The 26,014-nt window shown below is 63.2% G+C and carries 23 protein-coding genes; 10 read left to right on the forward strand and 13 right to left on the reverse strand.

All coding sequences use genetic code 11. The annotated features are described in order from the left end of the window. Positions 1-173: 173 nt before the first annotated feature. The 3 genes from msrQ to AC2FLX_RS11705 all read right to left on the reverse strand — a co-directional run bounded on the left by msrQ (position 174) and on the right by AC2FLX_RS11705 (position 3,240). Positions 174-770: a protein-methionine-sulfoxide reductase heme-binding subunit MsrQ gene (msrQ, locus tag AC2FLX_RS11695; RefSeq protein WP_496811503.1), complete on the reverse strand. Its 597-nt coding sequence runs from the start codon at positions 768-770 to the stop codon at positions 174-176. A 4-nt stretch (positions 771-774) separates the two neighbouring features. Further along, on the reverse strand, positions 775-1,677 hold the full coding sequence (gene msrP / locus AC2FLX_RS11700; protein ID WP_480748791.1) for a protein-methionine-sulfoxide reductase catalytic subunit MsrP: 903 nt from the start codon (positions 1,675-1,677) through the stop codon (positions 775-777). A 75-nt stretch (positions 1,678-1,752) separates the two neighbouring features. Continuing rightward, complete coding sequence (locus AC2FLX_RS11705; RefSeq protein ID WP_496807494.1) at positions 1,753-3,240, reverse strand: FMN-binding glutamate synthase family protein; 1,488 nt, start codon at positions 3,238-3,240, stop codon at positions 1,753-1,755. Positions 3,241-3,346: 106 nt separating this feature from the next. On the opposite strand from AC2FLX_RS11705, the gene AC2FLX_RS11710 reads away from it, so the two are divergent. Beyond that, positions 3,347-3,793, forward strand: coding sequence for a DUF302 domain-containing protein (locus tag AC2FLX_RS11710; protein ID WP_480748793.1), 447 nt, complete (start codon positions 3,347-3,349; stop codon positions 3,791-3,793). Between the two features lie 94 nt (positions 3,794-3,887). Here the strand turns inward: AC2FLX_RS11710 and AC2FLX_RS11715 are convergent, their stop codons facing one another. Continuing rightward, positions 3,888-4,295 carry a nuclear transport factor 2 family protein gene (locus tag AC2FLX_RS11715; RefSeq protein WP_496875433.1) on the reverse strand — a complete coding sequence of 136 codons (408 nt, stop codon included), beginning with the start codon at positions 4,293-4,295 and terminating at the stop codon, positions 3,888-3,890. A gap of 183 nt (positions 4,296-4,478) precedes the next feature. Between AC2FLX_RS11715 and AC2FLX_RS11720 the strand changes: the two genes are divergently transcribed. Continuing rightward, on the forward strand, positions 4,479-5,486 hold the full coding sequence (locus AC2FLX_RS11720) for a DUF1214 domain-containing protein (protein WP_496875434.1): 1,008 nt from the start codon (positions 4,479-4,481) through the stop codon (positions 5,484-5,486). Between the two features lie 130 nt (positions 5,487-5,616). On the opposite strand, the gene AC2FLX_RS11725 is transcribed toward AC2FLX_RS11720, so the two are convergent. The 4 genes from AC2FLX_RS11725 to AC2FLX_RS11740 all read right to left on the reverse strand — a co-directional run bounded on the left by AC2FLX_RS11725 (position 5,617) and on the right by AC2FLX_RS11740 (position 10,752). Beyond that, positions 5,617-6,486, reverse strand: a complete 870-nt coding sequence (locus tag AC2FLX_RS11725; RefSeq protein ID WP_496809775.1) for a formyltransferase family protein — start codon at positions 6,484-6,486, stop codon at positions 5,617-5,619. Beyond that, positions 6,483-6,920 carry a hypothetical protein gene (locus tag AC2FLX_RS11730; protein ID WP_496809776.1) on the reverse strand — a complete coding sequence of 146 codons (438 nt, stop codon included), beginning with the start codon at positions 6,918-6,920 and terminating at the stop codon, positions 6,483-6,485. The genes AC2FLX_RS11725 and AC2FLX_RS11730 overlap by 4 nt, the downstream gene beginning before the upstream one ends. Positions 6,921-7,042: 122 nt before the next feature. Beyond that, positions 7,043-7,660, reverse strand: coding sequence for a cysteine hydrolase family protein (locus AC2FLX_RS11735; RefSeq protein ID WP_480748798.1), 618 nt, complete (start codon positions 7,658-7,660; stop codon positions 7,043-7,045). A 197-nt stretch (positions 7,661-7,857) separates the two neighbouring features. Further along, positions 7,858-10,752 carry an error-prone DNA polymerase gene (locus AC2FLX_RS11740; protein ID WP_480748799.1) on the reverse strand — a complete coding sequence of 965 codons (2,895 nt, stop codon included), beginning with the start codon at positions 10,750-10,752 and terminating at the stop codon, positions 7,858-7,860. A gap of 124 nt (positions 10,753-10,876) precedes the next feature. On the opposite strand from AC2FLX_RS11740, the gene AC2FLX_RS11745 reads away from it, so the two are divergent. Further along, positions 10,877-11,344 carry a DUF1203 domain-containing protein gene (locus tag AC2FLX_RS11745; RefSeq protein WP_496747968.1) on the forward strand — a complete coding sequence of 156 codons (468 nt, stop codon included), beginning with the start codon at positions 10,877-10,879 and terminating at the stop codon, positions 11,342-11,344. A gap of 3 nt (positions 11,345-11,347) precedes the next feature. Here AC2FLX_RS11745 and AC2FLX_RS11750 read toward each other — a convergent pair whose 3' ends face one another. Continuing rightward, on the reverse strand, positions 11,348-12,340 hold the full coding sequence (locus AC2FLX_RS11750; protein WP_480748801.1) for an ABC transporter ATP-binding protein: 993 nt from the start codon (positions 12,338-12,340) through the stop codon (positions 11,348-11,350). 89 nt (positions 12,341-12,429) lie between these two features. On the opposite strand from AC2FLX_RS11750, the gene AC2FLX_RS11755 reads away from it, so the two are divergent. Together AC2FLX_RS11755 and polA are read left to right on the forward strand one after the other, a co-directional pair. Next, on the forward strand, positions 12,430-12,609 hold the full coding sequence (locus tag AC2FLX_RS11755) for a zinc-finger domain-containing protein (RefSeq protein WP_480748802.1): 180 nt from the start codon (positions 12,430-12,432) through the stop codon (positions 12,607-12,609). 126 nt (positions 12,610-12,735) lie between these two features. Then, complete coding sequence (gene polA / locus AC2FLX_RS11760; RefSeq protein ID WP_496809777.1) at positions 12,736-15,543, forward strand: DNA polymerase I; 2,808 nt, start codon at positions 12,736-12,738, stop codon at positions 15,541-15,543. Between the two features lie 49 nt (positions 15,544-15,592). Here the strand turns inward: polA and AC2FLX_RS11765 are convergent, their stop codons facing one another. Continuing rightward, the gene (locus AC2FLX_RS11765; protein WP_496747962.1) at positions 15,593-15,823 is read right to left on the reverse strand and encodes a DUF2798 domain-containing protein; all 231 of its coding nucleotides are present in this window, start codon (positions 15,821-15,823) and stop codon (positions 15,593-15,595) included. A 69-nt stretch (positions 15,824-15,892) separates the two neighbouring features. Further along, positions 15,893-16,648, reverse strand: coding sequence for a hydroxypyruvate isomerase family protein (locus AC2FLX_RS11770; RefSeq protein WP_496747960.1), 756 nt, complete (start codon positions 16,646-16,648; stop codon positions 15,893-15,895). A 167-nt stretch (positions 16,649-16,815) separates the two neighbouring features. Between AC2FLX_RS11770 and AC2FLX_RS11775 the strand changes: the two genes are divergently transcribed. After that, positions 16,816-17,754, forward strand: a complete 939-nt coding sequence (locus AC2FLX_RS11775; RefSeq protein WP_480748806.1) for a DMT family transporter — start codon at positions 16,816-16,818, stop codon at positions 17,752-17,754. 80 nt (positions 17,755-17,834) lie between these two features. On the opposite strand, the gene AC2FLX_RS11780 is transcribed toward AC2FLX_RS11775, so the two are convergent. After that, the gene (locus AC2FLX_RS11780) at positions 17,835-18,416 is read right to left on the reverse strand and encodes a DUF1285 domain-containing protein (RefSeq protein ID WP_480748807.1); all 582 of its coding nucleotides are present in this window, start codon (positions 18,414-18,416) and stop codon (positions 17,835-17,837) included. Between the two features lie 64 nt (positions 18,417-18,480). Between AC2FLX_RS11780 and AC2FLX_RS11785 the strand changes: the two genes are divergently transcribed. The 4 genes from AC2FLX_RS11785 to AC2FLX_RS11800 are packed head-to-tail and all read left to right on the forward strand — an operon-like array spanning position 18,481 to position 25,158. Beyond that, the gene (locus tag AC2FLX_RS11785; RefSeq protein ID WP_480748808.1) at positions 18,481-19,488 is read left to right on the forward strand and encodes an AAA family ATPase; all 1,008 of its coding nucleotides are present in this window, start codon (positions 18,481-18,483) and stop codon (positions 19,486-19,488) included. Next, a complete protein-coding gene (locus tag AC2FLX_RS11790; RefSeq protein WP_480748809.1) occupies positions 19,485-20,360 on the forward strand; it encodes a DUF58 domain-containing protein in 876 nt (291 codons plus the stop codon). Before AC2FLX_RS11785 ends, AC2FLX_RS11790 begins: the two co-directional genes overlap by 4 nt. After that, positions 20,357-23,119 carry a DUF4159 domain-containing protein gene (locus AC2FLX_RS11795; RefSeq protein WP_496809778.1) on the forward strand — a complete coding sequence of 921 codons (2,763 nt, stop codon included), beginning with the start codon at positions 20,357-20,359 and terminating at the stop codon, positions 23,117-23,119. Before AC2FLX_RS11790 ends, AC2FLX_RS11795 begins: the two co-directional genes overlap by 4 nt. After that, positions 23,116-25,158: a hypothetical protein gene (locus AC2FLX_RS11800; protein WP_480748811.1), complete on the forward strand. Its 2,043-nt coding sequence runs from the start codon at positions 23,116-23,118 to the stop codon at positions 25,156-25,158. Before AC2FLX_RS11795 ends, AC2FLX_RS11800 begins: the two co-directional genes overlap by 4 nt. A gap of 6 nt (positions 25,159-25,164) precedes the next feature. Here the strand turns inward: AC2FLX_RS11800 and AC2FLX_RS11805 are convergent, their stop codons facing one another. Next, positions 25,165-26,007, reverse strand: coding sequence for a 2-keto-4-pentenoate hydratase (locus AC2FLX_RS11805; protein WP_496809779.1), 843 nt, complete (start codon positions 26,005-26,007; stop codon positions 25,165-25,167). Between the last annotated feature and the right edge of the window lie 7 nt (positions 26,008-26,014).

The following is a 26,014-nucleotide window of genomic DNA, read 5'->3' on the forward strand; positions in this document are numbered from 1 at the left end:
CCTGTTTTCAACACCTTACAAGAAATACACCCGCCCAAATCAAACCAAAAAAACAAACACCAAAAACTCACAGCCCAAAAAATAACAAAACAAAACCCCAAACAATCGGACTCGCCCAAGGTTATCCACAGACTCGCGGGGGGGGGCGCCAGTTCAAGGGCTTGATTCACCGGTCAGGCAACAGCCCTCTTTCGACCCGACGGCAAGCGCAACAGTAACAGGCCGGTCACGAGACCCAGATAAATCAGAGGTTCGATCTGGAAACCCTTCACCAGCATCACGTAATGCACAACTCCAAGCAACACTGCGGGGTAAACCAGTCGGTGCAAGCCGCGCCATTTGTGGCCCAACCTACGCACCGACCAGTTGTTGGATGTCACCGCCAAGGGCAGCAGCAGGACAAAGCCCGCCATGCCGACCGTGATGTAGGGTCGCTTGAGGATGTCCGCCCAGATCTGGGTCAGGATCTGCACGTCCAGAACCAGCCAGACCAGCAGATGGCAGCACACGTAGTAAAAGGCGAGCACCCCTATGGCGCGCCGAAACTTCATCAGGTTCAGCCCCAGCCAACGGCGTAGAGGCGTCACAGCCAGACCGGCGATCAGCAATTGCAGCGCCAATTCGCCCAGTTTGTGCTCCAACTCCTTGATTGGCTCGACCCCAAGCCCGCCGGTGGCACCCAGATACAGGAGCCAAGGCGCGGGCAACACACCGACCAGATAGATCAGCCACACCGGAACGCGGCGGAGATATGTGTTCAGAACATCCATGGCGTCAGAAGTATTTCGCCAGATCCATACCATCGTAAAGTCCCGCGACCTCTTGTTCGTAGCCGTTGAACATAAGCGTAGGCACTCGTTTGGCAAACAGTCCACCGCCAATCTTACGTTCGGTCGCCTGACTCCAGCGCGGGTGATTCACATTTGGATTCACATTGCTGTAAAAGCCATACTCGTTCGGAATGGACATGTTCCAGCTGGTAGGTGGCTCGACGTCGGTCAGGGTAATCCGCACGATCGACTTGATCGACTTGAAGCCATATTTCCATGGAACAACCAGCCGCAAAGGCGCGCCATTCTGATTGGGCAGCGGTTTGCCATAAATTCCGGTGGCCATCAACGTCAGCGGGTGCATCGCCTCGTCCAGCCGCAATCCTTCGCGATAAGGCCAGTCGAGCACCGGGTAGCGCGTGCCAGGCATCTCTTCGGGACGATAGAGGGTTTCGAAGGCCACGTATTTCGCACCTTCCTGCACGCCTGCCAAGTTCAGCAGATCGGCCAGTTCGAATCCGTTCCAGGGCACCACCATGGACCACGCCTCTACACAGCGAAACCGATAGATACGTTCTTCGATCGTCATTTCGGACATCACATCCTTGAACGAGTAATCTCCGGGTCGGTCCACCAAACCGTCAATCTTGATCGTCCAGGGATCGGTGGTCAGAACGCTTGCATAAGCTGCCGGGTCACCCTTGCCGGTGCCGAATTCATAATAGTTGTTATAACCGGTGATCTCTTCCCAGCTGTTCGGCTCTAGCGCGTCCGCTGCCGCAGGACGGCCCAGTGTGGCCGCGATACCAAGCCCCGCGGCGCCCGCGATAAACCGTCTTCGGTTCAGGAACGCAGCCTCGGGGGTCACATCAGTGAGGCTCAGGTCATTTTGCCAGCGATGGGCCATTTCAGTCTCCGGTCAATTCACATGTTTTCGATTTAGGCGTGATCAATCAAGTGCGCAAAGCAACTCCACTCACATTCACGGCATGGAATTGTAACTTGGGAGAATCTCGTTCATGGGAATCGAGCGCCCGTTGTCCTGCATGATCCGGACATGGCGGCGGCGCATCTGGCGCGGTTCACTTACACCAACTGAATGCGCAATGATTTCCACTTCGTGAGTGATCTCTTTGGCATAAGACGCAACGCGTTTGCTTTTCTTCTGCGGGACAAGCCCTTTCTGAAACCGTGGATCATGGGTGGTTATTCCCGTGGGACAGGTATTGCGATTGCATTTGAGGGCCTGGATGCATCCCAGAGAAAACATGAATCCGCGCGCTGAGGTGACAAAATCAGCCCCGGCCGCCAGAGCCCAGGCGACGTCCGATGGGTTGATCAGCTTGCCGCTGGCAATGATCCGGATACGGTCCTTGAGACCGTGTTCGTCGCGCAGATTGGTGATCAGGGGCAAAGCCTCGCGCACGGACATACCGACGAGGTCGATCAGCGGCATCGGCGCCGCACCGGTGCCGCCCTCACCGCCGTCGATGGTTATGAAGTCAGGGGCGCAGTCGGTACCGCGCGCATTGATTGCCGCAAAGAATTCCCGGAACACGTCCTCGGTTCCGACCACGGTCTTGATTCCCACCGGCTTGCCGGTGACTTCTCGGACCCGTACGATCAGGTTCAACAGATCTTCGATATTGGAAACGTCGGGGTGCCGGTTCGGCGACAGGCTGTCCTGCCCAATGGGTATTCCGCGAATGGAGGCGATTTCTTCGGTAATCTTAGCAGCAGGCAGGATACCGCCCTTGCCGGGTTTGGCCCCCTGGGCCATCTTGATCTCGAACATCCGCACAGTGTCATTCGCGGCCACTTCACGCAGCTTGTTGTCGCTGAGCAACCCGTGTTCGTCGCGCACACCATATTTTGCGGTTCCGATCTGGAAAACGATGTCGCAACCGCCTTGCAGGTGATAGGGGCTGAGGCCGCCTTCGCCGGTGTTGAGCCAGATCCCGGCTTTCTTTGCGCCATAGCTCAGCGCCTGCACGGCGGGTTTCGACAAGGCTCCATAGCTCATGCCGGAGATGTTGAAGAATGACGGCGCGAGATAGGGGACGCGCGCGGTCGGGCCGATCAGGAGCGGCGCGGTTTTTGCGGCGTCGTCGTCCAGCGTGGGAAAGGGCGCGTTGACGAAAATCGGCGTGCCCGGAATGCTGAGATTGCGGGTTGAGCCAAAGGCAACGGTGTTGTCCTTGCCGCCCGAGGCGCGACCGACCCAATCCCTTTGTGCCCTGTTGAACGGAAGTTCTTCGCGATCCATGGCAAAGAAGTATTGCCGAAAGAATTCTCCTAATTCTGTGAAAATATTACGAAATCTTCCGATAATCGGATAATTCCTGCGGATCGCATCCGTGGTCTGGAACCGGTCGATACAGAACAGGACAAAGGCGGCAAGCACGAAGAGACCTACTGTTGCTGCAAAGGCAAAGGCCATTACTTCGATTGCATTCATCGCAAAACCCATGCGAAAACTCCGATATGTTGATGTGGGGCAAGGACGGCCCGAAATTTCAGCTCAAACTGATCATTGGAATGCCAGGTGGCAAGCCACGACTGATCACAAAAGGAGAATGACTTTGAAACAGTTTTTCCTGACAACAAGCCTTATTTTGATGACTCAGACAGCTCAGGCACAGGATATGGTGAGTTACGCGACCCCGGATAGCTTTGACGATGTGTCTTTCGCGGTGGAAAGCGCCATCGTGGGTCAAGGGCTGGTGGTCGACCATATCAGTTATGTCGGTGACATGCTGGAGCGCACGCGCGAAGATGTGGGATCGGACAAGGTTCTGTTTACAAAGGCAAATGTTTATTCGTTTTGCTCTGCCTCCCTGTCCCGCAAGGTGATGGAGGCCGACCCGATGAACATCGCCTTTTGCCCCTATGACATCTTTGTCGCCGAGTTGGCGGACAAGCCAGGAGAGGTGATTGTCGGCTACCGGAGTTTCCCGGAAGGCCCGATGCAAGAGGTTCAGGCGTTTTTGGACGGAATCGTGCGGGATGCCGTCGGCGACTAGATGTACCCGCGATCTGTACGAATTGTACCGGCTTCGGGACCCCTCTTGTGCGAAATGTACAAGAGAATCCGAGCGTAAGCCCGATGCCGCAACCTCAATCCGGCGGCTCGAAGACCCGGCGCAGCAGGTCGGTGTCGAGATAGGCGGTGATTTCGGTGATCCGGTCACCGGGCATGACCATCGCCCAACAATAGGTTTGGTCATAGCAGATGCCGGTCGTTGTCACGCCGCGGCTGGTGAAGCGCAGGAACAGCTTGTCGCCCTCGCCCGCAAGATCGACAAATGTCGTCTTCAGCGGCCCGTCGAGAGTGGAGAGCAACGGGCCAAACGCGTTGTCGATGAGCGCCTGTTTGGAGTGGTAGGTGCCAGAGACAGAGGTGGTGCCGATCACGGTCCAGGTCACGTCGTCGGCGATCATGTCAAAGAACGGGCGGCTGTCGCCGCTTTCCCATGGCCGGAACGCCTCGCGCAGGCGGCGCTTGTTGGCTTCGGTTTTCGACATGGAGAGAGTTTAGGCCAAACACGGCGCGAATGCCACGCATGTCGCGTTCAGTGCCGGCGCGATACCTGCGACGCCAAGCCCGCCAGCGCGGCGATGATTGAGATCAAGGCAAATTGCGGGGCCTTGCGTTAATGTCCGGGTGATTTTCCGAAACCATGGCCTGTATTTCAGAAAGGATTCACGATGATGAGACTGCCCCTGATCGCGCTTGCGATTTGTGCCCCTGCCCTCGGCTTTGCCGAGAACGTTACGATCGGAAACCTTGTTCGGGCCGAATCCGATACCATGATCCGCGCCAACTTGGCGAGCAACGGCGTAGGCATTGGAGAGATTCTTCACGAGCGCAATCCCGTATCGGCGGAAAACCCGCAACCGATCATCCGCGCCAATCAGGACACGCTTTATTCGGCCGTCGTGCTGGATCTTTCAAAACCGGTGACAATCACGCTGCCCAACGCCGATGGCCGCTTTCAGTCCATGCTGGTGATCAACCAGGATCACTATAGTTACGTCGAGGCAACGCCCGGGGCCTATGAACTAACCGAAGACAAGGTGGGCACGCGCTTTGCCTTTGTTCTGTTCCGGACCTTTGTCGACGCGGCCAATCCTGGTGATCTGTCTGTGGCGCACGACATGCAGGATGCCATCGCGTTGAGCGGCGGAGGCGACGGCCCGTTCGATGCACCTGACTGGGATCTTGAAAGTCTGGCCCAGGCGCGGAAAGCGGTGAACGATCTGGCCAGCGCGGTCGGATTTGACGTCAGCCGCGCCTTTGGCCGCAGGAACGAGGTCGACCCCATCGACCACATGGTCGGCGCGATTGCCGGTTGGGCCGGGCAACCGGCCACGACGGCCTCTGCCGTCATCGGCAGCGTTGAGGCGAATGACGGCACCATTCCGCACGCGGTCACGGTCAGGGATGTGCCGGTCGACGCGTTCTGGTCTGTCACGGTCTATAACGCGGACGGTTATCTGGAACCAAATGCACTTGGGCGCAACAGCTTCAACAACACCTCGGCAATGCCGAACGATGACGGGTCTTACACCCTGCACTTTGGCGGTTGTGACGACGGGCGGGTGAACTGCATCCCGATAACGCCCGGCTGGAACTATACGGTGCGCCTGTATCAGCCACGGCAGGAAATCCTTGACGGAAGCTGGACCTTCCCCGAGATCGAACCCGTTGGGTGATCATCCGCATTCGGCATGGTGTGACAGGCAGATCGTTGAATTCGTCGAGCAACAGGTTCAGTGCCTGGCGGAGTCCCGATCAACGGCTCAAATACGGTGTCGGTGAACCCGTTCCCTTTGTGTCTACCTGTCAGGTTGTCGGTTCCGCCATCTGTCGGATCAGATCGTCCGACAGTCTGGCTTCGAAATCCACGGCATCGACCGGACCGTTCTTTCGCAACACAGTGTCAACCAGGACACTGGTCAGTTCCGGAACGCAGGCTGACATCCGATCCACAAATTGCTTGCCGGTTGCCGTGACGTGACCCTGCGCGTTGCCGATGTTGACCGGGCAGGACACACCGATTGCGGGACCTGCATCGAGTTCGGTCGTCATTTTGTGGATGGTCATGCGGGTCCAGGGATCGTCACGGTCCTGCAGGTCGCGAAAGGGTTGCGCCCCCGCGCCGTGCCCGCCTGGCAGGTCGGCGGGGTGGAAATTGATGACGCCGTATTTCGGCACCGACAAAAGACCATCGTCAAAAAGCTGACCGCAGCCGCAGACGAGGATGAGGTCAGGCGCCCAGGACTTGAGTTGCTGGCGGAACCAGTCGATCTTGAGTTCGCCGGTATAGACGGACAGACCGGCCTGAAGCCCGGTTTCAATGACCTCGGCCGTCATCTCGAACCGCTCATGTGCGTCGAAGAATCGCCAGAGGCGTTTGTGCATGCTCAGCTTGGCGGACTCTTCGACCGCGTCGTCGGTACAGACCGCGACAAGCCGCAGGTCTTTGGGCCGCGCCCGTTCGAACGCAATCAAAGACTCAAGCATCCGTGCCCCGAACTGATACGCGGCGACGGCCAGAACAGAAAGTCTGGCTTCATCGCGTGCTCTGGCCTCTGCCGCGGCGGGCAGTATCAATTCACCCCATCGAGATCCGGGAATGTCCTGAAACACCGGCCCCGGCAAATCGTGACGCAGCTTTCGGTTCAGCCGCTGTTGATCGAAGGCCGTCGTCATCTGAGGTCAGGCCCCTGCCTGGAACCCTGCCCGGCTTCGGCGACCCTTGTATTGTTCCCGAGCGCCGCCTTTTGCAGGAATTCGAACCGCCAGACGATCTGCAGCGGTTTGCCGATGCAATAGGCTTTGCGGCGGTAGAACTTTCCGCCCAGCGCGCCAAGCCCGCCGGTGCAGGCGCGATACCGTTCGGCGGCCCTTTCGCCGATGTCGTCCTGCATCAGCATGGTGACCACGGCCCGGTAGCCGTAACGCTCGGCCCGAACGCACGCGGTGACGGATTCCTCGGACGCGCCGCTTGCGCGGTTGCATTCTGTCGCAATGAAATCCCGCACCCGGGGCGGTACCGGGATGTCCGGATCAGGCCACCGTATTTCGGCAAACGCCAGCCCCGGCAAAACGCCCAGACTCAGGAATATGATCGCAAAACGTCGCATGTTTCGCCTCCTGCCGCTCGGCCCCATCCTAGCACAAGAGGATCACGGTGTCCGTTCAAGTATCAGTCTTGAGGCGGACCCCTTCGCGGGCGACGGTCGGCTGGCGTTTGGTGGGCTGCAAGCTATGCCGCTGTGGCAGAGGTGGTTGCTTCTTCCCACTGCGCGACCACTTCATCTGCGGTCAGGAACTGGTTTTCCGGGTCCGTCGCATACCAAGTTTCAAAATACTCGAGACCACTGTCATGGCCCTCTTGGGTGAAGGCCTGCAAACAGTCAGTGACCCAGACGAGGTTGAAACCCTTTTGGAAAGCGTCGCCCGACGTGTGCCTGCAACAACAGTCCGTGTGGAGGCCGGTGATGTATAATGTATCAATGCCTTTGGACCGAAGAAGGCTTTCCATATCGGAACATTGGAATCCGCTGTATGTGGTTTTTGGGACGCTAAGGTCGCCGGGTTTCATTGCCAGCTCCGGCACGATCTCGGCCGATTTGGTTCCCTTCATCGAGTGTGGCGGCCACTTTCTCATTTCGAGGTCATCCGGGGTATGCTCGTCCGTTGAGTACAAAACCAACGCGCCTGCCTTTCGGGCACCTTCCAGGAGTTTTTGCATGGGCGGAATGATAGCCTTTGCGCGGGCCTGATAGTCCGGTCCTCCTGCGTCAGCGATAAAGTATCCCGGCTCAATAAACTCATGAGCCATGTCTACGAGAATTACGGCACTCCTTCTGGGGTCAATCATGGCCTTCTCCCTGTTGTTTGTACACTAACGATTTTTATGCTCGCCGAAAGAACCGATTCGGTCAAGTTTTATTGAGAAAAACTGACTTCGGGTGGTACCGACCAACGGGCAAAACCGCAAATCTGTGAGGCTTTGCCTGCGGTTGAAAGATGGGCTGCAGGGGACTGTGCAGTCGGGTTAGCCTCCGTCCCACACCCTCACGCCCCCGGTGTCAGCAGGTGGCGGAGGAGGGCGACGGGGTGGGCCTTGAGGCTGAGGCGCAGGGCGACGTAATCCTCGACCACCTCCTCGCCCAGCGACATCTGCGGCAGGTGGGCGGCGGGTTCGGAGAGGGCCTCGCCTTCGATATCCTGCGCAAAGAGCGGCAGGGGGCGCGCGGGGGCGATGGCCTTGGCGGCCCAGAGCGCCTCGCGCCGGTTGAGGCCACAGGCGGCAAAGGCGTCGGCCTCGGCCAGCCGTTCGATGACCGCGGGGGACAGGCCCGCACGGCGCCAGACGTCCTGAACCTCGTGGTATCCGTTGCCGCGCGCGGCGGTGAGCCAGCTTGCGTCCTCCTCGGCCAGGCCCTTGATCTGGCGGAAGCCCAGCCGCAGGGCCAGCCCGCCGCGCCCGTCGGGTTCCATCACGTTGTCCCAATAGCTGGCGTTGATGCAGACGGGGCGGACCGGCACCCCGTGTTCACGGGCGTCGCGCACGATCTGGGCGGGGGCATAGAACCCCATCGGCTGCGAATTCAGGAGCGCGCAGGCGAAGATGCCGGGGTGGTGGCATTTGATCCAGGCGCTGGCATAGACCAGCAGCGCGAAAGAGGCGGCGTGGCTTTCGGGAAAGCCGTAGCTGCCGAAGCCCTCGATCTGGGAAAAGCAGCGTTCGGAAAAGTCGCGGTCATAGCCGTTGCGTTCCATTCCGCGCAAAAACAGGGCGCGGAATTCGCTGACATTGCCGTGTTTCTTGAACGTCGCCAGCGAGCGGCGCAGCCGGTCGGCCTGTTCCGGGGTGAAGCCCGCGCCGACGATGGCGATCTGCATCGCCTGTTCCTGAAACAGCGGCACGCCCAGCGTCTTGCCCAGCACCTCACCCAGCGCGTCCGAGGGAAACTCGACCTTCTCCTCGCCGTTCCGGCGGCGGATATAGGGATGCACCATGTCACCCTGGATGGGTCCGGGGCGGATGATGGCGACCTCGATCACCAGATCGTAGAAGTTGCGCGGGCGCATCCGGGGCAGAAAGTTCATCTGGGCGCGGGATTCGACCTGGAACACGCCCACCGAATCCGCGCGGCAGAGCATGTCATAGACCTTTGGGTCCTCGGGCGGCAGGGTGGCCAGCGTATAGTCGGTCTGGTGGTGCTGGGCGATCAGGTCGAAGGCCTTGCGGATACAGGTGAGCATGCCAAGGCTGAGGACGTCGACCTTGAGAATGCCAAGGCTGTCGATATCGTCCTTGTCCCAGCAGATGACGGTGCGATCCTCCATCGTGGCGTTTTCGATCGGCACCAGTTCGTCAAGCCGCCCCTCGGTGATGATGAAGCCGCCCACGTGCTGAGACAGATGGCGGGGGAAGCCCACGATCTCGTAAACCAGCGCCATGGTCTGTTTCAGGCGGCGGTCTTCGGGGTCCAATCCGATCTCGCGCATCCGCTGCGCTTCGAGCCCGTCGGTCGAAAAGAAGCCCCAGAGCTGGGAGGCGAGGCCGGAGATGGTATCTTCGGTCAGGCCCATGGCGCGGCCGACCTCGCGGATGGCGCGCTTGCCGCGATAGTGGATGACGGTGGCGCAAAGACCCGCGCGGTGGCGGCCATAGCGTTCATAGATGTGCTGGATCACCTCCTCGCGCCGTTCGTGTTCGAAATCGACGTCGATATCGGGCGGTTCGTCGCGCGCCTCGGACACGAAGCGTTCGAACACCATGGTGCCCATCTCGGGGCTGACCGAGGTGATGCCGAGACAGTAGCAGACCACCGAATTGGCTGCCGAGCCGCGCCCCTGGCAGAGGATGTGGCGGGAACGGGCGAAATGCACGATGTCGCGGACGGTCAGGAAATAGGGTTCGTATTTCAGCTTGGCGATGAGGGCCAGCTCATGCGCCAGCATGTCCTGCACCCGGTCGGGCGCCCCCGCCGGATAGCGCCAAGCCAGCCCCTGATGGGCCAGCCGGCGCAAACGTTCGGTCGGGGTTTCGGTGTCGCTGCCCTCGCTGGGATATTCATAGCGCAGTTCGTCAAGGGAAAAGGTAAGCTGCTGGCCGAGGTCATGAGCGCGGGCCACCGCCCCTTCGTGGCCCTTGAAGATGCGCCGCATCTCGGACCCCGAGCGCAGGCGCTGTTCGCCATTGGCCAGCGCCCGGCGGCCCAGCTGGTCGACCCGGCAGCGCAGGCGGATGGCGGCCAGCACGTCGGCCAGTTTGCGGCGGCGCCCGTGATGCATCAGCGGCGCGGCGCTGGCGAGGGTCGGGATGCCGAGCCCGCGCGCCCCGGCATCCAGCGCGGCAAACCGGGCGGCATCGGCCCCGTCGTAGCGGGGGTGGAGCAGCAGGTGCATCCGACCGGCAAAGTGGCGCGACAGCCGCTCTGCCTGTGGTCCCCATCCGACCGCACCGCCCTGCCCCCGCTGCGCCTGTGGCCAGAGCAGCAGGTGAAGACCCTCGGAAAACTCCATCAGGTCGGACAGCTGCAGGAGACAGTCGCCCTTTTCCGCGCGCAGCCGCCCGGTGGAGAGCAGCCGGCACAGGCTGGCCCAGCCCTGCCGGTTCAGCGGCAGGGCGGTGACGGGCGGGGCGTCGGTGAAGATCAGCCGCGCCGCCGGGATCAGACGCGGCACGGCATGTACCGGAAACGAGGGCGGTTTCGGGATATGATCCGGGCGCGGCGGGCCGATGGGGGTATTCTGCCCCTCCCACGTCAGGCGTTCGCGCACCTTGCGGGCAATCTCGCGCGCGCGGGTATGGGCGCGCACGATCCCGGCCACGGAATTGTCGTCGGCGATGGCGATGGCGGGCAGGCCCAGCGCCACCGCGCGCTCCATGTATTCCTCGGGGTGGGAGGCCCCGGTGAGAAAGGTGAAATTCGAAGTGATCGACAGTTCGGCATACATGGCGATTCACCATTATATTCACGTTTTGTTCTTTTTCGAGTCCTTCCTGCCATTACGCAGGAAACGGGTCGTTCCGGCGATGCGGCGCGTGCATCTTGGGAGCAACGAAAGAAGGAGACGAAAGATGTTCAGGATCGTTGCGATGACCACGGAAGACGTTCGCGCCTATCAGGCGGGCGCGCCGGATGCCTATGGCAACCCGCCGGAACGCGCGGTGTCAGAGGGCGGCGGCAATCCGTGCCGTCATTGCCTGCGCTATATCCCTGAAGGCGAAGAGATGCTGATACTGGCACACCGGCCCTTTGCCCAGGCGCAGCCATATGCCGAGACCGGGCCGATTTTCCTGTGCGCCAAGCCCTGCGACCGGCACGAGGACGGGGGCGGTATGCCCGAGGTTCTGGCGGGATCGCCCGATTACCTGATCAAGGGGTACAGCGCGGGCGAACGGATCGTCTATGGCACCGGTGCGGTGACGCCGACCGACCAGATCGGCGCGGCAGTGGCGCGGATATTCGAACGGCCCGACGTGGCCTATATCCATGTGCGCTCGGCCCGCAACAATTGTTACCAGGCACGGATCGAGCGGAGCTGACGCTCAGAGCCTGACCCGGTGCATTCCGCCCGGAGGGGTGGCGGTGTCGTCGGCGGGCGGATCGTCGGCGCGGCTGGAGGTGAGGGCAAGGAACACGTCCTCGAGATCGGCCTCTTCGGTGCGCACGTCGCGGATGCGGATACCGGCGCTGCGCACCGCTTCGAGCACCTGTTCGGCGCTGGTGTCGTGGTTGTGGTACTGCAATTCGAGCGTGCCGTCCGGGCGCAGCTCGGCCTGAACGCCCTGGGCCTGCGGCAGGGTGGAGATGGCGGTATCGGGCACGATGACCATGGTCCGGCTGTCGAGGCGGCCCAGAAGGTTGGCGGTGCTGTCCTGGGCGACCTTTTCGCCCTGGTTGATGATGGCGATCTCGTCGCACATCTCCTGTGCTTCTTCCAGATAGTGGGTGGTCAGGATGATGGTCATGCCCTGTTGGTTCAGCTTGCGCACATTGGCCCAGAGCATCTGGCGCAGTTCGATGTCGACGCCCGCCGTCGGTTCATCCAGCACCAGAACCCTGGGGTGATGCACCAGCGCCTTGGCCAGCAGCAGACGCCGCCGCATGCCGCCCGAAAGCGTCCGGGCATAGGCCCCCGCCTTGTCGGACAGACCGACGAGTTCGAGGATCTCGTCGCTGCGGCGTTGTGATTTGGGCACGCCGTAAAGCCCGGCCTGAACGTCCAGGGCGCCGCGCGGGGTGAAGAAGGGATCGAGGTTCAACTCCTGCGGCATCACGCCGATGGCGGCGCGGGACTGGCGCGGGAACCGGTCCTGATCGTGGCCCCAGATCTCGACCTGGCCCGAGGTCTTGACCACCAGCCCGGCAAGAATGTTGATCAGCGTCGATTTGCCCGCGCCGTTGGGACCCAGCAGGCCAAAGACCGAGCCGCGCGGCACCGTCAGGTCGATGCCCTTGAGCGCCTGTTTTTCCGGCTGTCCGCGCCCGCCGCGATAGGTTTTGCGCAGCCCTTCGATCCGGATTGCATCCTGGGTCATTTGTCGCTCTTGCCCCCGCTTGGCTCATCGCTCATAAACGCACCTAATACATGCCCGCAAGGCCGACAACCGAAGAAGGATCGCCAGCTGTGACTCTAGATGCGCCGGAAACCAAGATCGTCGAAACCGCCCGCGTTGCCTGTGACGGTGGCGAAGGCGCGCTGGGGCATCCCCGGGTGTGGCTGCAGATCCCCGAGGATCAGGGCTGGGTCGAATGCCCCTATTGCGACTGCAAATACGTGCTGGACGGGCGCGAAGCGGACGCCTGAGCGCAGGCCTGACGCGCGGGATTGAGTATTTATGAAAAGATGAAGTGACCGGGCGTGGTGACGGGTGGTTCTGTCGCCGCGCCCGTGTCATTAGTGTGCTTGGATTGAACAGGGAAAGGGCGCGAAATGACCACGACGTTCGGAAAAGGCTGCCATCTGCATCTGATCGACGGCTCGGCTTTCATCTTTCGCGCCTATCACGCGCTGCCGCCGCTGACGCGCAAGTCGGACGGGTTGCCGATCGGGGCGGTGTCGGGGTTCTGCAACATGCTGCAGCGCTATGTGGATGGTGATCACGGGGCCGATGCGCCGACCCATATCGCGGTGATCTTTGACAAGGGCAGCCACACGTTCCGCAACGAGATGTACGACCAGTACAAGGCCAATCGCGAGGCGATGCCCGAGGATCTGCGGCCGCAGATTCCGCTGACCCGCCAGGCGACCGAGGCGTTCAACATCGCCTGCGAGGAGCTGGAAGGGTATGAGGCCGACGACATCATCGCCACGCTGGCGCATCAGGCGCGCGATGCGGGCGGGCGGGTGACCATCGTCAGTTCGGACAAGGACCTGATGCAGCTGGTCGGCGACGGGGTCGAGATGCTGGACGCGATGAAGAACAAGCGCATCGACCGCGACGGGGTGTTCGAAAAGTTCGGCGTGTTCCCCGAGCGCGTGGTCGATGTGCAGGCGCTGGCCGGTGACAGCGTCGACAACGTGCCGGGCGCGCCGGGGATCGGGATCAAGACCGCGGCGCTGTTGATCAACGAGTTCGGCGATCTGGAAACCCTGCTGGACCGCGCGGAAGAGATCAAGCAGCCCAAGCGCCGCGAGACTCTGATCGAAAAGCGTGATCAGATCGAGTTGTCGAAACGGCTGGTGCAGCTGGACGCGGAGACGCCGCTGAATTTCACGCTGGACGACCTGGAGCTGCGCGACCCGGACCCCGACAGGCTGTTGGCGTTTCTGTCCGAGATGGAGTTCCGCACCCTGACCAAGCGGATTGCCGACAAGCTGGGGGTCGAGGCGCCGGTGATCGCCGAAGTTGCGGCGCCTGCGGCCGGTGAAGAAGCACCCGCCCCCGAACAGCCGCCGTTCGATGCGGCGAAATACGAATGCGTGCGTGATGCCGCCGCATTGCAGAAGTGGATCGATCAGGCGAACGAACGGGGATGGGTCGCGGTGGACACCGAGACCACCGGCCTTAACGAGATGATCGCCGATCTGGTGGGGATATCGCTGTGCATCGAGCCGGGCGAGGCCTGCTACATTCCGCTGACCCATCGCGAGGGAGCGAGTGACGATCTGTTCGGCTCGGACGCCTTGGCCGAGGGGCAGATGCCGTTGGAGGAGGCGCTGGCCCTGTTGAAGCCGGTGCTGGAGGACCCGGCGGTTCTGAAGATCGGGCAGAACATGAAATACGATGCCAAGATCTTTGCCCGCTATGACGTGAGGGTCGCGCCGATCGATGACACCATGCTGATGTCCTATGCGATGCATGGCGGCGAGCACGGGCACGGAATGGACACGCTGGCCGAGCGCTATCTGAGCCACACGCCGATCCCCATCAAGCCGCTGCTGGGGTCGGGCAAATCGGCGATCACCTTTGACAAGGTGCCGATCGACGAGGCCACCGCCTATGCCGCGGAGGATGCGGATATCACGCTGCGCCTGTGGCAGCTGTTCAAGCCGCAGCTGCACCGGGCGCGGGTGACCACCGTCTATGAAACGCTGGAGCGCCCGCTGGTGCCGGTGCTGGCCGAGATGGAGATGCATGGCATCAAGATCGACCGCGAGGTTCTGAGTCGCATGTCGAACGCCTTTGCCCAGAAGATGGCGGGGCTGGAGGCCGAGATTCACGAGCTGGCGGGCGAAACGTTCAACGTCGGCTCGCCCGCGCAGTTGGGCGAGATCCTGTTCGACAAGATGGGGCTGGAAGGCGGCAAGAAGGGCAAGACCGGAAAATACTCGACCGGGGCCGATATCCTGGAAGACCTCGCCACCGAGCATGAACTGCCGCGCCGGGTGCTGGACTGGCGGCAGCTGAGCAAGCTGAAATCGACCTATACCGACGCGCTGCAGACCCATATCAACCCCGACACGGGCCGAGTGCATACGTCCTATTCAATCACCGGGGCCAATACCGGGCGGCTGGCCTCGACCGATCCGAACCTGCAGAACATCCCGGTGCGCACAGAGGAAGGCCGTCGTATTCGTGAGGCCTTTATCGCTGAGCCGGGCAATGTTCTGGTCAGCCTTGACTATAGCCAGATCGAGTTGCGGATTCTGGCGCATATCGCGGAGATCGACGCGCTGAAGCAGGCTTTTGCCGACGGGCTGGACATTCACGCGATGACCGCGTCCGAGATGTTCGACGTGCCGCTGGAGGAGATGACGCCCGAGATCCGGCGGCAGGCCAAGGCGATCAATTTCGGGGTGATCTATGGCATTTCGGGCTTTGGTCTGGCCCGGAACCTGCGCATTCCACGGGCCGAGGCGCAGGGCTTCATTGATCGCTATTTCGAACGTTTCCCCGGCATCCGGCGCTATATGGACGACACCATCGGCTTCGCCAAGGAACATGGCTATGTCCAGACGTTGTTCGGGCGCAAGATCCACACGCCCGAGATCAACGCCAAGGGGCCGCATGCGGGGTTTGCCAAGCGCGCGGCGATCAACGCCCCGATCCAGGGGACGGCAGCGGATGTGATCCGGCGCGCGATGGTGCGGATGCCCGCCGCCATCAGGGACCTGCCCGCCAGAATGCTGTTGCAGGTACATGACGAATTGCTGTTCGAGGTGACCGAGGATGCGGTGGACGCCACCATTGCCGCCGCGCGGGATGTCATGGAAGGCGCGGCCGACCCGGCGGTGAAACTGGATGTCAGGCTGACCGTGGATGCCGGGCGGGGCGCCAACTGGGCCGAGGCGCATTAGGCACTGAACGCGCCGCTCATCAGGCCCGGCGGGCCGTCTTCGCGCCGGGTCAGGCCTCGGGCCTGACCATGCGGGCCACCAGTTTGCGGACAAAGGGGCCGGCGATCAGGATGACCGCAAAGGCGATCGGCCAGCTGGTAACCCATGCCGCCATCCAGTTCGAAGTCACACCCGGCGCAAAGCCCAGCGTACGCAGGGTGGCCACGCAGGTCACGATGCAGGACATCAGCCCCGATATGAGGAGGGCGAAAACGATGTGCGAAAAGCGGGCGGGGATCATCTGGACATCTCGGTTTGTTGGTTCTTCACATTCGGTATATGAGATATGGCATCTGGCCGTCAGCGCGCATCATTGCCGCATCCAGTGCAGTGTGTCCACTGTGCGCGGGGTCGACGGGGTATACTCGGCGCTGACCCAGCCGTCATAGCCGCTGGTATCGAAGGCGTGGAACAGCGCCGGAAAGTCGATTGCGCCGGGCGCGGGTTCGGAGCGGTCGGGGGCTGCGCCGATCTGGATATGGGCCACCCGCGCGCGGACCCTGTGCCAGACCGCCAGCGCGTCGCCGTGGATCATCTGGGCGTGAAAGCTGTCGAATTGCAGGCCGACATTGGGACGGTTCACGCGGTCTAGGATCTCGGCGGCGAGATCGTAATCATTCAGGAAATAGCCCGGTTGCGAGACCGGGTTCAGCGGTTCGATGGTGAAGCGTTGATCCGGGGCGTGATCGGCGGCCCATTGCAGGTTGCGCACCAAGGTGTCCGCCGCTTCGGCCCCGGTTGCATAACCGGACATCAGATGGACCAGACCGGGGCGAAGGACCTGAACATAACGCAAAACGCGGCGGATGTCGGAGCGAAACCGGGCCTCTCCGTGCGGTATGGCGGCATAGCCGGGGTCGCCGCCGGCATAATTCGGCGGCGGTGCATTGATCAGGACCAGGTCCAGACCCGAGGCGAGCAACGCATGTTTGGTCTGTTGTGCCGGGGCATCATAGGGAAACAGGATCTCGACGGCCTCGAACCCCGCATCCGCAGCTGCCTGAAACCGGTCGAAGAACGGCAATTCGTTGAACAGCAGGGACAGGTTGGCGGCAAATCTGGGCATGGCGGCTCTCGCGTGGTGTGGCCAAGTCATAGACGGGTAAAATTTCCGGTGAAAGGGTCAGGAAACGACAGTTTGTCGAAAACAGTTCAGACCTGCGGGGGCAATTCGCGTTGCGTCGGGCAGAACCCGATTCGGGTTTTCCACCCTGACCGACCGAAAGAGCCGCCATGTCGCTTAGTCCGGACCCCGTCCGAGGATTTGCACCCGCCGCGCCGGGCCGGGACGTGTTTTCGGGAAACGCGCTGGCGGTTGCGTCGATGCTGACCTGGGCCGCCGGGTTTCCGGCGGCGGAGATCCTGCTGCAAAGCTGGCCGCCGCTGACGCTGATCGTTGCCCGTCTGGCGCTGACCGTGAGCGTGCTGGTTCCGGTCTGGCTGATGCTGGATGGCCCTGCCCGCGTGTTGCGGGCGCGGTGGGGCCGCGCCCTGTGGGTCGGCGGCATCGGGTTTGGCGTGGGGACCTATCTGTTGCTGATCGCGCAGAAGATGACCGATCCGGTCACGGTGGCGCTGATCGTGTCCTGCGCGCCGCTGTTCAGCACGATGCTGGAAATGGCCGCCGGAACCCGGCGGCTGCGGTGGACCTTTGGTCTGGGCATGGGGGCCTCGGTCATCGGCGGGCTGATCGCCACAAGTGCGCTGGCCCCGGCGCAACTGGGGCTGGGTGCAGCCTGCGCGGTACTGTCTACCGGGCTTTACTGCTGGGCCAGCATGGCCACGGCGCGCGATTTTCCCGAACTTGGCCAGACCGGACGCGCGGCGATCACCTTTGTCGGTGGTCTGTTGGCGGCGAGCGGTCTTTTGTTGTTTTCGTGGCAGGCCGGGCTGGATGTGATACCGGCCCTGCGCTTTGACACGGAACAGGCCGGGATGCTGGTGATCTATGCCCTGATCTCGATGGCGCTGAGCCAGGTTCTGTTTGTCGCCTCGGTCGGGCGGCTGGGCATTGCGGTGGCCTCGTTCCACATCAACGTCGCGCCGTTCTATGTGATGATCATCATGCTGACGCTGGGGGCCGGGTGGAACTGGACGCAGGCCCTTGGCGCGGCGATCGTGGGGCTGGGCGTGGTTTTGTCGCAGATCCGGCCCGGTCGCGCGCGGCGATAGGGCGGAAGGGGCGCTGCCCCTCTTGCCCTGCGGGCAATTCACCCCGGGGTATTTGGGACAAGAAAGAAGCGCGGGTTTGTTCAGCTGTCTTCGAGATCCTGCGACGGGAGGATCGGGAAGAACCGGCCCGAGGACCAGATGCCGAACCAGCCGTCGTGATGAGTTCCGAGCTCGATCAGCCGGTAGAAGCTTTTGCGGTCGATCCGGGCTTCGAGGTCGGCGCGGATCAATACATAGGGCGAGGGTTCATCCGTTTCCGGATCGTGAACGACGCGGATGGGATGGCCGGGACCGGCAATGGCGGTGTCGCCGACATGGGTCGTGAAGGTCAGGTGCTGCGCCGCGCCGTCACCCGTGGCGTCCACATCGACGGCGACAAACGGCGCGTCATCGACAGTGATTCCCACCTTTTCGACGGGGGTGACGAGGAAATACTTGCCGTCTTCCTTCTTGAGAATGGAGGAAAACAGGCGCACGAGCGGGAACCGGGTGATCGGCGTGCCCTGATAGAACCACGTGCCATCGCGCGCAATACGCATGTCGAGATCGCCGCAAAAAGGGGGATTCCACAGGTGGATCGGTGGCAGGCCCTTTGGTTTGGACGCCTTGACCGATGCGGCCAGGGCATCGGCGGAGGGGGTCACGGTATTTTGTCCGCTCATTGTTTTTGCCATTTCCTCCCGGCGCGATACACTTCAATCATATAACTCCACGGAAGGGAAAGCCATGTCCGAACCTGCCGAGCTCGTCGCCGAGATCGAAGCGCTTGAAGAAAAGCTGCAACAGGCCAAATCCTCGATCACCCGCAGGTTCATCGGGCAGGAGCGGGTTGTCGACCTGACGCTGACCGCGCTGTTGTGCGGCGGGCATGCGTTGCTGATCGGGCTGCCGGGGCTGGGCAAGACGCGGTTGGTCGAGACGCTGAGCACCGTGATGGGGCTGCATGGCAACCGCATCCAGTTCACGCCCGACCTGATGCCCGCCGATATCCTTGGCTCGGAGGTGCTGGACACCGCCGAGGATGGATCGCGCCATTTCCGGTTCATTCAGGGGCCGATTTTCTGTCAGCTTTTGATGGCGGACGAGATCAACCGGGCCAGCCCGCGCACCCAGTCGGCGCTGTTGCAGGCGATGCAGGAGCGGACGGTGACGGTGGCGGGCGAGGACCGGGCGCTGGGCGTGCCGTTTCACGTTCTGGCCACGCAGAACCCGATCGAACAGGAAGGCACCTATCCGTTGCCCGAGGCGCAGCTGGACCGGTTTCTGGTGCAGGTCGATGTCGACTATCCCGACCGCAAGACCGAGCGCGATATCCTGATCGCCACGACCGGGGTCGACGAGGAGCAATCATCGCAGATCTTCACCAAGGAAGAGCTGCTGGCCGCGCAGGTGTTGCTGCGCCGGATGCCGGTCGGCGAGTCGGTTGTCGAGTTGATCCTTGATCTGGTGCGCGCCTTCCGGCCCGAGGAGACGGGCGCGTCGGAGCGGGTGCGCGAGACCGTGGCCTGGGGGCCGGGGCCGCGCGCGGCGCAGGCGCTGATGATGACGGTGCGGGCGCGGGCGATGCTGCAGGGGCGGCTGGCACCCAATGCGGAAGACGTGATCGACATGGCGCGACCGGTGCTGAGCCACCGGATGGCGCTGAACTTTGCCGCGCGGGCGCGGGGCGACAGCCTGGCCGACCTTATTGAAGCCACCGCCGCGGGGCTGACCCGCAGCGAGGCGGCGGCGTGAATGCGGCGCTGACCCTTCGCGAAAGATCCGAGGCCGAGGCGTCACGGCTGCCACCGCTTTTGGCACGGGCCGAGCATCTGGCAGGAACAGTGCTGCTGGGGGATCATGGCCGTCGCCGCGCCGGTCTGGGTGACGATTTCTGGCAATACCGGCCTGCACAGGTGGGTGACAGCAAGCGGATGATCGATCACCGGCGTTCGGCACGGGGGGATCAGCAATATGTGCGAGAACGCGAGTGGCAGATCGCGCAATCGGTGATGTTGTGGGTGGATCAGGGCGCATCGATGCGGTTTACCTCGGACAAGGCGCTGCCAACCAAGATCGACCGGGCGCGCCTGCTGGGGCTGGCAACCGCGATCCTGCTGGTGCGGGGCGGCGAGAGGGTCGGGTTGAGCGGAACGTCCTTGCCGCCCCGGCGCGGCAACGCGCAGGTGGTGCGGCTGGCGCAGGCCTGGGCCAAGGACGCCGAGGCCGACTATGCCCCGCCTGAACACCGCGCGATGATCCCGCATTCGCGGGCGCTGTTCATCTCGGATTTCCTGGGTGATCTGGGCGAGGTGGAACTGGCGTTGACCAAGGCTGCGGACCGGGGCGTGCGGGGCCTCCTGCTGCAAGTGCTCGATCCGGGTGAAGAGAGTTTTCCCTATCGGGGGCGCACGATCTTCGAGAGCGTCGGCGGAAGCCTGCGGCACGAAACCCTGAAAGCGGGTGATTTGCGCCAGCGCTATCTGGACCGGTTGGCCGAGCGCAAGGACGCCTTATATCAGTTGTGCCGTGCGACGGGCTGGCAGTTTGGGCAGCATCACACCGGCGAAAGCGCCCAGGCCGCCTTGTTGTGGCTGTATCGCGCCCTGGATGGAGGCACCCGATGACCGTGCTGGCTGGCATCGGTTTTACCGCGCCCTGGCTGTTGCTGGGGCTTTTGGCGTTGCCGGTACTGTGGCTGATCCTGCGGGCGGTGCCGCCGGCGCCGATCCGGCGGTTGTTCCCCGCCGTCACGCTGCTTTTGGGGTTGAAGGACGATGAAAGCGTGTCGGACCGCACGCCCTGGTGGCTGCTGCTGCTGCGGATTCTGGCGGCGGCGGCGATCATCATCGGGCTGGCCGGACCGGTGCTGAACCCGTCACGCGACGGGGCGGGCAGCGGGCCGGTGCTGATGGTGCTGGATGCAAGCTGGGCCGGGGCGGCGCGCTGGCCTGCAACGCTGAACCAGATCGATGCGCAGCTGACCGAGGCGGGGCGTGCCGGACGGCCCGTGGCGATTCTGCGCCTCACCGACCCCGAGCCGCCGGTTTTCCTGGCGGCTGAGGCATGGCGCAGCCGGTTGCCCGGATTGGTGCCGCTGCCTTGGCAGCCGGGAGAAGTTCAGATCGACGCCTCATTGGCGGCGCTTGATACGATTGAAGGCGGGTATGACACGCTGTGGTTCAGCGACGCGCTGGATTATGCGGGGCGCGACGACGTGCTGGCGGCGTTGCAGGATCGGGGCGGCGTGACGGTCTATCAGACCGGCGCACAGGTGATCGGCCTGTTGCCCGCCCGGTTCGAGGATGGCGCAGTGCAGCTGACTGCGGTGCGATCCCACCCGGCACCGGCGCAATCGGTGACGATTCAAGCCGAGGGGCGTGACCCGGCAGGCACCATGCGGGTTTTGGAAACCGCAACGGCGGAGTTTGCCGATGGGGAGACGCAGGCCGGGGTCGCGCTGGCGCTGCCGTCCGAGTTGCGGGCGCGGATCACCCGGTTCGACATCGCAGGCCAGCGGTCGGCCGCAGCGGCCAGCCTGACGGATGACAGTCTTCGGCGGCGCGAGGTCGCGCTGATCACCAACAGCAGCAACCGCGAGGGGCTGGAGCTGTTGTCGCCTCCGCATTATCTGACCCAGGTTCTGACCCCGACCGCCGATTTCGTGGATGGCGACCTGCTGGAGGTGCTGCCCGCCAATCCGGATGTCATCGTGCTTGCCGATATCGCCACTTTGTCGGCGCGCGAGGAAACCGCGCTGATCGAATGGATCGAAAAGGGTGGTCTGTTGCTGCGCTTCGCGGGCACGCGCATGGCGGCAAGTGATCTGGGCCGGGATACGGACAACGCGCTGTTGCCCGTGCGCCTGCGCAGCGGCGGCCGCACGGTGGGGGGCGCGATGAGCTGGGGCGAAGCCAAAGGGCTTGCGCCCTTCCCCGAGTTTTCGCCGTTTCACGGGTTGACCATCCCCGAAGAGGTGACGGTAACCACGCAGGTAATGGCGCAGCCCGGACCGGATCTTGCCGGAAAAGCCATTGCCTCGCTGACCGATGGTACACCGCTGGTCACGCGCAAACCGCTGGGATTGGGGCAAGTGGTGCTGTTCCACATCTCGGCGGATGCGGAATGGTCCACCCTGCCCCTGTCGGGCCTGTTCGTCGAGATGCTGGACCGGCTGGCGGTGACCTCTGCCGCCAAGTCGCAACAGGTGGAGCTGTTGCAAGGCACGGTCTGGGCGCCGGATCAGGTACTGGACGGGTTTGGCGACTTGTCGGATGCGGGCAACCTGCCCGGCGTCGATGGCGCGGATCTGATCGAGGGGCGCGCCGGGCCTGATCTGCGCCCGGGCATTTATGTGAACGACACGCAAAGGCTGGCGCTGAACGTTCTGCCAGAGGGGGAGGTGCTGGAACCGGCAGCCTGGCCGGTGGATGTGCCTGTCAAGGGCGTGGAGGTCGAGCGGGACATGCCGCTGGGCGGCATCCTGCTGAGCCTGGCGCTGATCCTGCTGGTGGTGGATGTGGTGGCGTCACTGGCGCTGTCGGGGCGGCTTTGGCAGGCGCGCGCAGCGGTGCTGGTACTGGGGATCGTGCTGGGGGCACCGCAAGTGCAGGCACAGGCCGGTGACGATATCGACTTTGCGCTGTCCTCGACCAAGGAACTTGTGCTGGCGCATGTGCTGACAGGGGACAGTCAGGTTGACGATGTCGCGCAGGCGGGGCTGCGCGGACTGTCGGACACGCTGTTCTATCGCACCTCGGTCGAGCCTGCGGAACCGGTGGGGGTCGACCTGGAGCGTGACGAGCTGGCGTTCTTTCCCCTGCTCTACTGGCCGATCACGCCCGATCAGCCGGAGCCGTCGGCCGAAGCCTATGCCCGGCTGAACACCTATCTGCGCTCGGGCGGGATGATCCTGTTCGACACGCGCGATGCGGATATCGCCCGGTTCGGCGTGGCCAGCCCGAATGGCCGCAAGTTGCAGGCGCTGGCGGAGCCGCTGGACATTCCGCCGCTTGAGCCGGTGCCGCACGATCACGTACTGACGCGCGCCTTTTACCTGTTGCAGGATTTTCCGGGGCGTCATGCCGGAACCGAGGTTTGGGTCGAATCCGCGCCCCCCGACGCCGAACAGATCGAGGGTATGCCGTTCCGCAACCTCAATGACGGGGTGACGCCGGTGGTGATCGGCGGCAATGACTGGGCCGGAGCCTGGGCGGTGGACCGCAACGGCCAATCCCTGCTGCCGGTCGGACGCGGATATGCCGGAGAGCGTCAGCGTGAACTGGCGCACCGCTTTGGCGTCAATCTGGTGATGCACGTGCTGACCGGGAACTACAAATCGGACCAGGTGCACGTGCCTGCCTTGCTGGACAGGTTGGGACAATGACCGGAACCGTCATATTCGATCCGCTGATCCCCTGGCCGGTCCTGGCATCGGTTGCGGCACTGGCCGTGGCCGGAATCGTTCTGGCCCTGTGGCGGGGATTGTCGGGATGGGCCTTGCGCGGGCTGGCGGCGCTGATCCTGATCGCGGCGCTGTCCGGGCCGGTCTATCAGATCGAGGACCGCGCGCCGCTGACCGACATCGTGCTGATGATCGAGGATGAAAGCGCCAGCCAGAAACTGTCGGACCGCGAGCAGCAGACGAGCGAGGCCGCCGAGCGGCTGGCCGGGATCATCGAGTCCCGTGACAACACCGAGCTGCGCCGCATTCGCGTGGGCGACGGACAAGGCGACGAGGGCACGCAGGTGATGCGGGCCTTGACCGAGGCGCTGGCCGAAGAGCCGCGTGCCCGTATTGCCGGGATCATCGCGCTGTCGGACGGGCTGATCCATGACGCCGATCAGACCCCCGACCTGCCCGCGCCGATGCATCTGCTGCTGACCGGCAGATCCGGAGACTGGGACCGGCGGCTGATCGTCCGGAACGCCCCGGCCTTTGCCATCATCGGCGAGCCGATGACCCTGATCCTGCGGATCGAAGACAGCGGCGACGCGCCTGCGGGCCGCGCCGTCGCACCGCTGGAACTGTCGGTCGACGGGGGCGAGCCCGAACGGTTCGACCTGCCGATCGGGCAGGACATAGAGGTGCCGATCACCCTGCCGCATGGCGGGCGCAACGTGATCCAGTTCACGGTCCCGGCGGCCGAGGGCGAGCTGACCGACCGCAACAACACCGCGCTTATCCAGATGAACGGCGTGCGCGACCGGCTGCGGGTGCTGCTGGTCTCGGGCGAGCCGCATCCGGGCGGGCGGACGTGGCGCAACCTGCTGAAATCGGACAGTTCGGTCGATCTGGTGCATTTCACCATCCTGCGCCCGCCGGAAAAACAGGACGGCGTGCCGGTGGACGAGCTGAGCCTGATCGCGTTTCCGACACGCGAACTGTTTCTGGAAAAGATCGACGATTTCGATCTGATCATCTTTGATCGCTACAAGCGGCGCGGCATCCTGCCCGCCATCTATCTGGACAATGTCACCGACTATGTGAACAAGGGCGGCGCGGTTCTGGTGGCGGCGGGGCCGGATTTCGCCACCGCCGATTCGATCTTTCGCTCTCCGCTGGCGCCGATCCTGCCTGCCCAGCCCACGGCGCGGGTATTCGAGGAGCGATATGTTCCGGAAGTGTCCGATCTGGGCCAGCGTCACCCGGTGACCACCGAACTTGGCAATCCCGGCGACTGGGGCGCGTGGCTACGCCAGATCGATGTGCGGGATCGTTCGGGCGATGTGCTGATGACGGGAATCGAGGACCGCCCGCTGCTGGTTCTGGACCGTGTCGGAGAGGGGCGGGTGGCGCTTTTGGCTTCGGATCACGCCTGGCTGTGGAGCCGGGGATACGAGGGCGGCGGGCCGCAGCTGGAACTGCTGCGGCGGTTGGCGCACTGGATGATGAAGGAACCCGAGCTTGAAGAAGAAGCCCTGTGGGCCGAGGCCAATGGCCAGAGCATGCGCATCATCCGCCGCACGCTGGAAGAGGAGGTCGGGCCGCTGACGGTGACCCGGCCCAATGGCGACAGCGAGGAGCTGACGCTGGAAGAGGTCTCTCCGGGGCGGTTCGAGGCACAGTATTTCGGGCCGGAGATCGGGTTGTATCGCCTGCGCGAAGGCGAGCGCGAGGCGGTGATCGGTCTGGGGCCTGCCGCACCCAAGGAATTCGAGCGCACGATTGCCAGCGGCGAGATCTTCGAGCCGCTGTTGGCCGGGCTCAAGGGTGGCGTCATGCGGCTGGAGGCCGGGCTGCCCGCGATCCGGTCGGTGCGTGAGGGGCGGCCCGCCTCGGGGCGTGGCTGGATCGGGCTGACGCCGCGCGGAGCTTACGAGACGCGCGATGTTACCCAGGCCGGGTTGTTGCCGCCGTGGCTGGTGCTGTTGCTGGCCTCGGGCTTTCTGCTGGCCGGATGGCTGCGCGAGGGGCGGCACTGAATCCCGTTATTTGAATGCTACGCTGACCCTTGGATCACCGGGCAGGCCGATATAGCTGACCGAGGCACCGCCCTTGCCTTTTGCGGGCGGTATCAGCGGCCCGAAAGAACCGACGGAAATCAGGTCGCCGGGTTTGAACGTGATCCCCCTGGACCTCAACCAGAGGGCCGAGTTCGCCGGATGGCCCAGAACCGCCGTTCCGGGGGCGGTTGCCAGAACCTCGCCATCTGCCGCGCGCAGCGTCACCTGCATCGCGGCCAGCGCCTGCGACATGGCGGCGGGGTCGTCGACCGGGATATCTGCGCCCATGACGCCAAGCCTTGACCCGACACCGGCGGCGGTCAGGGTGACGGCGGTGAGCGGTTCACCTTCGGCCAGAGTGAGATCAGGCAGTTCGATGAACGGGCGAACTGCAGAGATATGGGCCATCACTTCGTCTGGTGTGGTGGCCTGATTGATGCCTTCGTCCCCGACGACAAGGATCAGATCGGCCTCGAAAACCGGGCGCGCACCCCAGTTGGCGGGAATTTCGGAACCGTCAGGCAGCATCATGTCGCGATAGAGAACGCCCTGCACGGGCTCGCTGACACCGAACCGGTCCTGCGCGGGTTTGCTGGTCAGGCCCGCCTTGTAGCCGATGAGTGGCCCGAGATGCGGTGTCAGCGCAGCGGCCAGTTTCGCCTGAGCACACAGCGCGTCATCCATGCTGCCGTCGGGCACAAGTGCGGAGGTTGCCGTGTTCGACAGGTAATCCGCGACAAAGGCGTCGATCTGCGCGTCGGAGGCGCAATCGGCTGTGGCGGATGTGGCGGCGAGGGTGGCGGCAAGCGTCACAATCAGGCGTTTCATGATGTCA

The organism is Ruegeria sp. YKSF57, assembly GCF_059612585.1.